The 4,065-nt window shown below is 64.1% G+C and carries 3 protein-coding genes; 2 read left to right on the top strand and 1 reads right to left on the bottom strand.

Translation table 11 applies throughout. The features are described 5' to 3' along the window. The coding region (locus SNL23_RS26625) for a LysR substrate-binding domain-containing protein (RefSeq protein ID WP_318304148.1) at positions 1-875 on the bottom strand (875 nt) is incomplete at its 3' end. Positions 876-986: 111 nt separating this feature from the next. Between SNL23_RS26625 and SNL23_RS26630 the strand changes: the two genes are divergently transcribed. Both SNL23_RS26630 and SNL23_RS26635 read left to right on the top strand, forming a co-directional pair. Further along, a complete protein-coding gene (locus SNL23_RS26630) occupies positions 987-2,612 on the top strand; it encodes a 5-guanidino-2-oxopentanoate decarboxylase (protein WP_318304149.1) in 1,626 nt (541 codons plus the stop codon). After that, on the top strand, positions 2,609-4,051 hold the full coding sequence (locus SNL23_RS26635; protein WP_318304150.1) for an aldehyde dehydrogenase family protein: 1,443 nt from the start codon (positions 2,609-2,611) through the stop codon (positions 4,049-4,051). Before SNL23_RS26630 ends, SNL23_RS26635 begins: the two co-directional genes overlap by 4 nt. The last annotated feature ends 14 nt before the right edge of the window (positions 4,052-4,065 follow it).

Consider the following 4,065-nt stretch of genomic DNA (forward strand, 5'->3'; position numbering starts at 1 on the left):
TGTGACGGCGGCTGCGCCTGGTTCACCAACCATTCCATAAGCTGCTCCAGCCCTGCCGAGGGCTCCGTCCCCGGCGGGTACACCAGGTAATACCCCATCCCCGTCGGCACCCGCAGTTCAAACGGTGTCGCCAACCGCCCCGCCTTGAGATCCTCGCCAATCAGCGCGCTGTCGCCAATCGCCACGCCCGAACCTTGGGACGCCACTGTCATCGCCAGATCCAGCGTTTCAAAATGATGCCCCTGGGCAAGATTGCTCAAACGTGTATTCGCCGCCTTCAACCACAATGACCAATCCCGTTCATCCCGCGTAGGGTGCAGCAGCACCTGTTGCTGCAAGTCTGCGGGCGTGTGCAAACCACCGAGCAAGGCCGGTGCGCACACTGGCGTCAGTCGCTCATCAAACAAATGCCGGGCCTGGGCCGACTGCTCGGCAATCGGTGCGTAGATCACCGCGGCATCGAACTGCTCGCGGCGAAAGTCGACGGTGTAGGCCACGGTGGTGGTCAGTTCCACCGGCACGTCCGGGCGCTCTTGCTGCCACTGCATCAGGCGCGGTAACAGCCAGCGCATCACGCAGGTGGAAGCCTTGAGCTGCAAGGTCTCGCGGCGGGTGCCGATCTGCTCCACCGCGTCACCGATCAGGCCGAACACCTGCTGCGCCCGCAGCGACCATTCACGGCCCTCTTCGGTCAGGCTCAAGCCACGAGCCTGGCGCTGGAACAGCGCATAGCCCAGATGACTTTCCAGCCCAGCAATCTGCCGGCTCACCGCACCCTGGGTGATGTGCAATTGCTCGGCGGCACGGGTGAAGTTGCAGCACTGGGCCGTGACCCAAAAGGTGTGCAAGGCCGGCAACGGCGGAAGGCGTTTCATAAGGGCGCAGCCATGACGTGAGGACATGGCTAGTATGACTTTTTATCGATTGTTGCCGCTACGGGCCAGCCGTTCCAATACGGGCCTTTATCAACAATAAGAGCGACGACAATGGCGACCTGCGGCGAAGTATTGGTCAACCTGCTGGAAGGCTACGGCGTGGACCAGGTGTTCGGCATCCCCGGCGTGCACACCGTGGAACTCTACCGGGGCCTGGCGCGCTCGAGCATCCGCCACGTCACCCCGCGCCACGAACAGGGCGCCGGTTTCATGGCCGACGGCTACGCGCGCACCAGCGGCAAGCCTGGCGTGTGCTTCATCATCACTGGCCCCGGCATGACCAATATCACCACCGCCATGGGCCAGGCCTACGCCGACTCGATCCCGATGCTGGTGATTTCCAGCGTGCAGTCCCGCAGCCAGTTGGGCGGCGGGCGCGGCAAGCTGCACGAGCTGCCGAACCAGGGCGCGATGATCGCGGGCGTGGCGGCGTTCTCCCATACCTTGATGTCGGCGGCCGAATTGCCAGGCGTGTTGGCCCGGGCATTTGCGCTGTTCCAGGCCGGGCGACCGCGCCCGGTGCATATCGAAATCCCGCTGGATGTGCTGGTGGAAAACGCCGACGCATTGCTCGGCAGCGAGCCCATCAGTGTTTCCCGCGCCGGTGCTGCGCCGTCGGCGGTCAAGCAGATGAGCCAGTTGCTGGCGGCGGCAAAACGTCCGCTGATTCTCGCCGGTGGCGGCGCCATCGACGCAGCACCCGAGTTGACGCAACTGGCCGAAGCCCTCGGCGCGCCAGTGGCACTGACCATCAACGCCAAGGGCATGCTGGCCTCGAACCACCCGCTGCTGATCGGCTCGACCCAAACCCTGGTCGCCACCCGCGCCTTGGTCGCCGAGGCAGACGTAGTACTGGCGATCGGCACTGAGCTGGCAGAAACCGACTACGACGTGACCTTCGCCGGCGGCTTCGAAATTCCCGGTGCCCTGCTGCGTATCGACATTGATTCCGACCAGACCGTACGTAACTACCCACCGCACGTCGCGCTGGTGGCTGACGCGCAAATCGCTGCTCGAGCCTTGCTTGCCGAACTGGGCAACAAGCCTTTGGCCGCCCGCGACAGCAACTGGGGCGCACATCGCGTCGCCCGCCTGTGGAGCGAACTGGAACCCACCTGGGACGCCGCCACACGCGCGCAAACCCTGTTCCTCAACACGGTATTGAATGAGTTGCCCGACGCCGTACTGGTAGGCGACTCCACCCAACCGGTGTACACCGGCAACCTGACCCTGAACCTCGACCACCCGCGTCGCTGGTTCAACTCCTCCACCGGCTACGGCACCCTCGGCTACGCCTTGCCGGCGGCCATCGGTGCGTGGCTGGGGCGCGGCAACGGCGCACCGGTGGTGTGCCTGATCGGCGACGGCGGCCTGCAATTCACCCTGCCGGAACTGGCCAGCGCCGTGGAAGCGCGCACGCCGGTGATCGTGCTGCTGTGGAATAACCAGGGCTATGAGGAGATCAAGAAATACATGGTCAACCGCGCCATCGAGCCGGTGGGCGTGGACATTTACACCCCGGATTTTATCGGCGTGGCCAAGGCACTGGGCTGCGCTGCCCAGGCCGTGCACGGTGTTGAAGAACTGCGTAGCGCATTGCGCGCCGCCACGGATCGCCAGGGGCCGACGCTGATTGAAATCGACCAGGGACTTTGGATGAAGGCGGTGGCGGTATGAGCGCGGTCTTGAACGGGCTGTATATCAATGGCGTGTGGCGTGCGGGCCATGACGTGTTGGACGTGATCAACCCGGCGACCGAGGCCACGTTGGCTCACGTAAACGTGGGTGATGCAGGCGCCGTGAGTGAGGCCGTCAGTGCCGCCAGCGCCGCATTCCCGAACTGGTCAAAAAGCACCGGCCGCGACCGCGCCGCCCTTTTGCGCAAGATCGCCGAGGGCGTAAGCGCCCAGCGTGATCACCTGATGCACCTGCAATCGAGCAACAACGGCAAGCCGCTGTTTGAGGCAGGCATTGACGTGGACGACGTGATCGCCACGTTTGAGTATTACGCCGGTGTGGCCGACGAAATGGACGCCACCCAAGATCGTCCGGTGGCACTGCCCACTGAGGATTTCAGCGCCCGCGTACGCCGTGAACCCTGCGGCGTGGTGGGCCTGATCGTGCCGTGGAATTTCCCGATGGTGACCACCGCCTGGAAACTCGCCCCGGCGCTGGCGGCCGGTTGCTGCGTGGTGCTCAAGCCTTCGGAAGTCACACCGTTGGCGGAGCTGGAACTGGCCAGGATCATCGCCTCGGTAGGGCTGCCTGCCGGTGTGTTCAATCTGATCTGCGGCACTGGCCTGGCAGTGGGCGCGCCAATGGCGGCTGACCCGCGGATCGCGAAAATCTCCTTCACCGGCAGCAATGCCGTGGGCGTGCAAGTGATGCAGCGCGCTGCCGAAACGGTCAAGGGCGTGAGCCTGGAACTGGGTGGAAAATCGTCGTTGCTGGTGCTGGCGGATGCCGACCTCGACCTGGCCGTGGAACTGGCCTGCGGCGGTGGTTTCTTCAACGCCGGGCAAATGTGCTCCGCCACCAGCCGGGTGTTGGTCGCCGACGAATTGGCGGACGAGTTTCTGACTCGCTTACAGGCCAAGGCCGAGAATATTCGCGTGGCAGACCCGTTTGCCGAAGACGTGGAAATGGGTGCGCTGGTCAACCGTGCGCAGTACGAGCGGGTGCTGGGGCATATCGAGCGTGGCGTGCAAGCCGGCGCGAAGTTGCTGTGTGGCGGCGGGCGCCCGGCGGATTTGCCTCACGGTTATTTCATTCGCCCGACGCTCTTCACCGAGGTGCCGCTGGACAGCGCGTTGTGGAACGAAGAAATCTTCGGCCCGGTGCTATGTGTGCGAAGTTTTGCCAATGAGGCCGAGGCGGTGGCGCTGGCCAATGACAGCGAGTTTGGCCTGGTCGCCAGTGTGCTGAGCAGCAACCTGGAAGCGGCTGAGCGGGTGGCCAATGCGCTGCAGGTGGGCTTGGTGTGGATCAATGCGCCGCAGGTGATCTTCCCGCAAACGGCGTGGGGTGGTTACAAGCAGAGCAGTATTGGCCGGGAACTGGGGCCGTGGGGGTTGCAGGCGTTTCAGGAGATCAAGCATGTGATTCGGGCGATCTGAAACCACTACACAAC

The organism is Pseudomonas sp. SED1 (assembly GCF_034044025.1).
In the GTDB taxonomy this organism is placed as follows: Bacteria; Pseudomonadota; Gammaproteobacteria; order Pseudomonadales; family Pseudomonadaceae; genus Aquipseudomonas.